Source organism: Chryseobacterium sp. CG10_8 (assembly GCF_058117085.1).
This window is the reverse complement of sequence record NZ_JBYVEB010000124.1, coordinates 1-7,698: the sequence shown is the minus strand read 5'-3', so window position 1 is coordinate 7,698 and position 7,698 is coordinate 1. Positions and strand designations below refer to the sequence as shown.

General features: G+C 35.3%; 8 protein-coding genes. 6 read left to right on the top strand and 2 right to left on the bottom strand.

Annotation, left to right across the window (positions count from 1 at the left end):
• On the bottom strand, nt 1–369 hold the full coding sequence (locus AC4AGG_RS14470) for a septal ring lytic transglycosylase RlpA family protein (protein WP_489772726.1): 369 nt from the start codon (nt 367–369) through the stop codon (nt 1–3).
• Between the two features lie 265 nt (nt 370–634).
• Complete coding sequence (gene rimO / locus AC4AGG_RS14465) at nt 635–1,936, bottom strand: 30S ribosomal protein S12 methylthiotransferase RimO (protein WP_489772725.1); 1,302 nt, start codon at nt 1,934–1,936, stop codon at nt 635–637.
• Nucleotides 1,937–2,135: 199 nt separating this feature from the next.
• Between rimO and AC4AGG_RS14460 the strand changes: the two genes are divergently transcribed.
• The 6 genes from AC4AGG_RS14460 (at nt 2,136) to AC4AGG_RS14435 (ending at nt 7,587) form a co-directional block, all read left to right on the top strand.
• Nucleotides 2,136–3,035, top strand: coding sequence for a hypothetical protein (locus AC4AGG_RS14460; RefSeq protein ID WP_489772724.1), 900 nt, complete (start codon nt 2,136–2,138; stop codon nt 3,033–3,035).
• A 72-nt stretch (nt 3,036–3,107) separates the two neighbouring features.
• On the top strand, nt 3,108–3,509 hold the full coding sequence (locus AC4AGG_RS14455; RefSeq protein WP_489772723.1) for a hypothetical protein: 402 nt from the start codon (nt 3,108–3,110) through the stop codon (nt 3,507–3,509).
• Nucleotides 3,510–3,529: 20 nt separating this feature from the next.
• Complete coding sequence (locus tag AC4AGG_RS14450; protein WP_489772722.1) at nt 3,530–4,264, top strand: CsgE family curli-type amyloid fiber assembly protein; 735 nt, start codon at nt 3,530–3,532, stop codon at nt 4,262–4,264.
• Nucleotides 4,265–4,290: 26 nt separating this feature from the next.
• On the top strand, nt 4,291–4,647 hold the full coding sequence (locus AC4AGG_RS14445) for a curli assembly protein CsgF (protein ID WP_489772721.1): 357 nt from the start codon (nt 4,291–4,293) through the stop codon (nt 4,645–4,647).
• Nucleotides 4,648–4,710: 63 nt separating this feature from the next.
• Entirely contained in the window at nt 4,711–6,090 is a 1,380-nt protein-coding gene (locus tag AC4AGG_RS14440) for a CsgG/HfaB family protein (protein WP_489772720.1), read from the top strand.
• A gap of 3 nt (nt 6,091–6,093) precedes the next feature.
• Complete coding sequence (locus tag AC4AGG_RS14435; protein WP_489772719.1) at nt 6,094–7,587, top strand: carboxypeptidase-like regulatory domain-containing protein; 1,494 nt, start codon at nt 6,094–6,096, stop codon at nt 7,585–7,587.
• Nucleotides 7,588–7,698: the final 111 nt, after the last annotated feature.

Here is a 7,698-nt window from a genome sequence, read left to right as displayed (position 1 = left end):
TTAATCGTTGACAATTTCATACTCGATAGGCATTGTACCGTTACCGAGACTACCAATCTCATCAAAAGCAGCCTTGCTAAGATCTAATGCTCTAGAAGAGTGAAAAGGTCCTCTGTCGTTAACTCTAACTATTGTAGAAAGACCAGTTCTTAGATTGGTAACTTTCACTTTCGTACCGAAAGCCAAAGTTCTGTGTGCAGCGGTGAAGTCTTGATTGTTAAAAATCTCTCCACTTGCAGTTTTTCTACCATTAAATTTGTCGTGGTAGTACGAGGCAAAACTCGTTTTCGCTTCGTTGGAACCATTCGTAAAGGAATAAATTCCAAAGGTTGAAATCATCATGATGATTACAAGAATGAATCTTTTCATCTCATTTTGAATTTTAGGGGTTTTGATGGGGCAAATTTAGTCCGACAATTCAACTCCCTAAAATTTATTGACTTTCATTCCTTAAAATTATGTTAAAAAGCCAACCCTAACCTTCGAAAACCGCTTGCAGTAAGTAATTTACAATAGGTTGTTAAAAAGTGTTAAAAAACATGTTAAAAAGTTAAAGATAATTAACTCCATCTAAAATCAACTCTAACAAAACAAGTGTATCAAATTGACAATGTGTGATTTAAGAAAAATAAAACTATACTAATTCTCCGTACAAATCGAATTCTTCTGCTGAAATTATCTTAACATCCGCAAATTCTCCAATAGAAATATAAGTATCTTCAGCGGAGACCAAAACGCTGTTATCAACATCAGGAGAATCAAATTCGGTTCTTCCTACGAAGTAATTTCCTTCCTTACGATCAAAGATACACCTGAAGACCTTCCCTATCTTCTCTTGATTCTTTTCCCAAGAAATCTGGGACTGCAGTTCCATAATCTCTTCTACCCTTTTCTCCTTTACTTCTTGTGGAACATCATCTTCTAACTCGAAAGCAGAAGTGTTTTCTTCATGAGAATAAGTAAAACAACCCAACCTATCGAATCTTTGCTCTTTAACCCAATCTTTAAGCTCCTGAAACTTTTCATCAGTTTCACCTGGATAACCGACAATTAAAGTCGTTCTAATTGCCATATTTGGAACTTTCTCTCTGAATTTAGCAAGAAGTGCATCTGTTTTTTCGTGCGTTGTGCCTCTCTTCATCGATTTCAAAATATCAGAATTGATATGTTGAAGTGGGATATCTATATAATTACAAATTTTGGTCTCATTTTTTATCAAATCCAAAACGTCTTCCGGAAAACCGCTTGGAAAAGCATAGTGCAAACGAATCCATTCGATTCCTTCAACTTTTACAAGCTCTTTTAATAAATCTCCTAAAGCTCTTTTCTTATACAAATCAAGACCATAATAGGTAAGATCTTGTGCGATAAGTATTAATTCTTTAGTTCCTTTTTTTGCTAATTTCTGTGCTTCCACCACCAAATTCTCAATGGGTGTAGAAACATTATTGCCTCTCATCAAAGGAATAGCACAAAACGAACATGGTCTATCACATCCTTCTGAAATTTTAAGGTAAGCATAATGCTTTGGTGTCGTCGTCAGTCTTTCACCAACCAATTCGTGCTTGTAATCTGCTCCAAGATGTTTCAAAAGCAATGGCAAATCACGAGTACCAAAATATTGATCCACATCAGGAATCTCCTTTAATAAATCTGGTTTGTATCGCTCCGACAAACAACCGGTCACAAAAACTTTTTCAACTTCTCCTCTATTTTTGGCTTCCACAAAATCAAGAATAGTATTAATAGACTCCTCTTTTGCATTGTCTATAAATCCGCAAGTGTTAATCACTACGATATCTCCACGATCTTCATGAACCACATCTTTTCCATTGGCTTGTAATTGCCCCATCAAAACCTCGGAATCATAAACATTCTTCGAGCAGCCTAGTGTGACAATATTAATTTTCTTTTTACCTGTTGATTTTGTACGCATGGTATATCTTTAATTATAAGGATGCAAATTTAGGAAAACTAAGTTTATAACACCTTATATATATGACAGCGACACGAAGGGGGAAATCCCCGTAGCTTCATCATTAATTTAAATGAATTTAAAATTTCATGAATTTAGGCGATTTCTTTGTGTATTGAGAGACGATACCTTTGTCTCACTAACCAATAAAACTTATATCATGAGTAAATTATTTACCAGTGCAATTGCACTACTGTTCGCAACCTATGGGTTTGCACAAAACAATGATGATCTTACAAAACAGTACGGAGATCTTAACAAGGCAAATGTTTCGCAACATGGCTTCAAAAACGGAAATTCTATCCTTCAAAATGGAGATTCTAATGAAGCATCCGTGAAACAATACGGTAGAAGAAATACCGATAAAATCGAAAGTATTGGCGATGAAAACACCGCTACTGCTTATCAAAGTGGAAAAAGAAATTCCAATAAAACAAAACAAGTTGGTGACCTTAACACTTCTTACTCAAAACAACTGGGAGATGATAACAAAATCAAACAAACTCAGATGGGAGACAGAAATGGAGTCTATGCAAAACAATGTGGTGACATGAATGACATTATCCAGTATCAAGAAGGAAATGACAACTGGGCTAAGTCAGTACAGGAAGGTAACGAGAATAAATCTTCACAAAAACAATATGGAGACGATAACTCATCAATTTCTTCACAATTAGGTGAAAGAAACACAGTAACTCAATATCAAGAAGGTGAAAACAATTCAGCTAGATCAAATCAAACCGGATATGATAATGTTGTTTGGCAAAAGCAAGTTGGTGACGGTAACGAACTTATCGCTAAACAAACTGGAGATCGAAATGATATTTGGCAAAAACAAGTTGGTGACAACAACTATGCGAAAGACACTCAAGAAGGCTGTGATAACACCATCAAAGTTACTCAATTAGGTGATGACCATACTCATACTGGTGTCCAACTTGGTAACGGAAACAACCAAACTATTTTCCAAACAAGCGATCCTAGTGGTGGCGCAACATGTGTACCAGCTTTACCAGATCCTAAATGTGCTCCAACAAATCCTGGAGGTGGAGGTTGCTAACCAATCAACACATCATTCAAAAATAGGAAGGAGTTCATAAAACTCCTTCCGTTTTATCATAAAACTTATAACATGAAAACATTAATAATATATTCAATCGCTTTGTTTTGGAGTACTATTACTTTTGGGCAAAATGTCGACCTTCAAAAGATCAACAGCAACAATGTTTTGGATCTCTTAGAAAACAATCTTTCAAAAACTGATTTCAAGAGTAGCTCAACTGTTATCCAATATGGACACATCAATGATGTGACATTGATTGACAAAAGTTCGTCAAGCGAAATAGCAATCACCCAACTTGGGGATTATAATAATACACTTCTCATCAATCCCGAAAATAAAAAATCGGACACCAATATTCAGATACAGGGAAGCAACAATTATATTGATATTACAGGTGCTAACAGCATTTCCAATGGAATGAAAATCAACCTGAAAACCAATGACAAAATGATTTTCGTAAGAAATTATTAGTCATTAAAAAACCAAAAACCATGAAAAATATATTTCCAATACTATTTGCTTACATCCTAATGTTGTCAGCATCAGTCTACGGACAAATTCCAAATTTATCTGCAAAAATTGAAGCAAGTGACTTCGAGGGAAAGCTTCATCTTAAAGCACTAGCAATCAATAATAGTGAAATATATTGTTCATTAAACTACCTCTTTTTGGTAATAAAAGGAGATCAAAGCAATAATCTTTCAACATCTCAGCAGGGAAACAAATTCACCTTGATGCCACATGAAAGAAAAAAACTTTCAGAAACCATTATTAACCTCAGTGCAAAAGATGGACTGAAGGTCTTCCTATTTATAAAAGATGAGAAAAATAGTACTGTCCTTGCAAAAGATAGTTTGATTATTAATTCTCAAATTCTAGAGAAAAGATCATCTACTTCCAGAGAAAAAATAGAAGAAGAAGACATCGTATTGAAAGGACTTACCATCGATGAAACAAGAACAAAAGTTGGACGAGATTTCTACGAAAAACTTTACAATTTCATGACGCTCAATGCAATTAAGTACGAATTCACCTTGATAGTTACCGAAATTCCAACCAATAGAAATAGTACGCAAATCTCTGTGGATGTTGCCGACTCTTCTATATTCAGCTTTCTTTCTAAACCAGATGAGGATTATCTGCAAATGGCCGTGGAAGAAAGCATTTCTAGACTTAATAAATATGCCCAACAAAAAAAATTGAATGATGAGGGATTTATATACTAAATAACAAACCATAAAACCATAAAACCATGAAAACAAAATGCATCATCGTCATTACTCTACTCATAGTGATGTGTAGCAATGCGCAGCAATTCGTCTACAAACCGATTAATCCAGCATTTGGAGGCGATACATTTAACTACAATTGGCTTTTAACTTCTGCAACCAGCCAAAACCAATTTAAGTCATCTGGGACCGACAACCTATTTGATGATCTTAATTCCTTAGACTCTTTCACACAAAGCCTTAACAGACAACTAATTAGCCGATTATCTCAAAAACTATTTGGAGATCAATTGGGTGACGGTGAACTCAAACCGGGAACTTACGTTTTTGGCTCCATGTATTTGCAAGTAATCCAATCCGATAAGGGTTTTAATTATTAATATTCTAAATACTAGCACAGGAGAACAATCAGAGATTACAGTACCTAATTAAATATGCATATCATGAAAACATTAGAAAATTATAGAATTTTACTGATTTTCTGCTTTCTTGGATTATTGCAAAATTGTGGAACAGTAATGAATCTTCCTGTAATGGGAGAACAATCGACCTTGGGAGAAGTAACACCTTACACAAAGAAATTACAAGAACTTCCAAGACCTCATCAAAAAATTGTGATTGGATTATACAAATTCAAGGACCAAACTGGACAATACAAAATGCAGGACAATGGTGGAAGCTGGAGCACAGCGATTCCACAAGGAACGACTTCAATTGTCTTGAAAGCATTGGAAGACAGTCAATGGTTTCGGCCTATCGAACGCGAAAACATCTCCGATGTGTTAAACGAAAGACAAATTATCCGCTCTACAAGAAAGGAATATCAAGTTGCAGATGATGGCAAGACAAAATTAGATGACAAACTCCCACCTTTACTATATGCAGGAATCTTACTTGAAGGTGGTATCATTTCTTATGACAGTAATGTAATGACGGGAGGTATTGGCGCAAGATATTTCGGTTTAGGAGCCTCAACCCAATATAGACAAGACCGTGTGACAGTCTATTTGCGCGTAGTATCGAGTATGACAGGAGAAATTCTGAAAACGGTGTACACCTCAAAGAATATACTATACACAAGTGTTAATGGAAGTTTTTTTCGATACATTGACCTTGATAGACTCTTAGAAATTGATATGGGAATTACCCAAAACGAACCAGTAAGTCTTGCAGTAACTCAAGCAATTGAAAAGGCAGTCTATACCCTAATTGTTGAAGGTGTTAGAGATAACTTATGGTTCAACGATCAAAAGAGTGATAAAGAATTTAGTGAATTATTATCCAAATATGACCAGGAAGAACAGGAAAGCAAACAGAGAACGGTTGGAAACAAATTCATGATGGAAAGCCGAACCAAATATTCAGTCTATGGATTAGCCAACGCTATCATGATTAAAGGAGATTATACCAACTCACAAATGAATTTTGAAGGAAAGGCTGGATTCAAGTATTTCTTTATGGACAATGTTAATGTTGATATAGGTTTTGGTGTGGGAACATTTGAAAATACCAATATATTTATAGAAAACCATTTCTCCTCAGAACTTAATCTTGAGTACCTCATGCTTCCAAAATACAAATTCACCCCTTATTTATATGGAGGACTAGGTACGATAATAGCCCAAAGAAATTTCCCAAAGGCTCAGGTGGGTTGCGGTTTTGAGTACCTCACTAATTCTAATCTTGGAATTAGGCTCAATGCACAATACGATTTTGGATTTGATGATGAATGGGACAATTTAATCAATGGATCGCGGAAAGATCAAGCTATGCATTTCGGAATTGGAATCAATTACTACATAAGAAAATCTAAAAAACCATAAAAAATGAAAACCTTATTCACTTATATAACCTTCTTCCTTATAGCACTTGCAACTCATTCGTGCTCGGAAGACCTAGTTGACAAAAAATTAACTGCAACACTCACTGGAAAAGTGGTTAAAAAAGGGACAAACGAACCACTTGAAAACGTAAAAATCTTTACTTCACCAACAACCAAAACGGTTTTTACAGATAGTGGCGGTAATTTCATTATCGAAAACATCCCCGTCGGAGATTATTCTGTTAAAGCAGAACTAACTGGATACATTACATCCTTTCAAGGAATTAGTATTACAGATGGTTCAACTGCTGTAAGTGTTACTTTTGAACTTTCTGATGATGACTCTCTTAATTCATCGCCATCAATACCCACACTTTTGACTCCAATTGATAATGCTGTAGATCAACCAACCTCAGTTTCTTTAACATGGACCGCAACAGATCCAGATTCAACCGATGTTTTGAAGTATCGTCTCGTTATCAAAAACAGTATTAATAGTACAATTTTGGAGATTCCAGACATTTTGGATAAAACTTATACTCTAGACAATCTGCAATTTGGTGTAAGTTACTTCTGGCAAGTTTCCGTATCTGATGGAATTAATCCAGAAGTTTATAGTGCTGTTAGTCAATTCACAGTTGATGACACTCCTAATAATCGTTTTCATTATGTAAAAAAAGATAATGGAATATTCAGTATTATTTCCAGCGACGAGCAAGGTCAGGACTTCACTTTCAGTACCAATAGTTGGAGACCACGACTCAATAACAATGCTAATCTAATTGCCTATCTCAAATCTTCAGGCGGAAGTACACATATCTCTACCTCAAAAAGAGATGGTTCCAATACCTTACAGGTCACCAATATTCCACTTGGTGGGATTAACAATGCTGAGCTTGATTTTTCGTGGAGCACCAATGGCGCTGAATTTATATATCCTTATTATGATAAATTGTACAAAGTCAACAAGGATGGAAGTGGGACTACTCTTCTGTACACCACAGGAGATGGCAGTTTTATTTCTGAATGCGATTGGAGTCATGATGGAAATCAAATTGCAATCAAAACGAACGATATTAATGGATATCACGTCAATATTTATATCATTGATAATCAAGGTAATTTAATTAAGACCATCCTTTCCAATGTCTCTGGCGCAGCAGGAGGACTCAACTTCTCAATTGATGGTCAGACATTACTATATACAAGGGATGTTTCGGGTTATGAAAATGCAGACAAACGACAACTTAATTCACAAATTATTGCATACAATTTATTAAATGACACTACTACCAATCTATCGGTACTAAGTAACAAGGCCAATGGTACTAACGATCTTGACCCTCGATTTTCGCCAAATAATGCACAAATAATCTGTGTCAACACTTCCAATGATGGGGTTTCAACAAAATACATTATTACCATTGATTTATCAACAACATCTAGTTATACAAGAAGCACTCTTTTCACCGATGGAGAAATGCCCGACTGGGAATAACAAAATACCTAAAATTAAAGCATTGTAAATCCAACTCTTGAACAACTTTAATATATATAAAACAAAATAATGCAGAAGCAATTTGTCTTAGTAAATCATTGTGAAATCTAA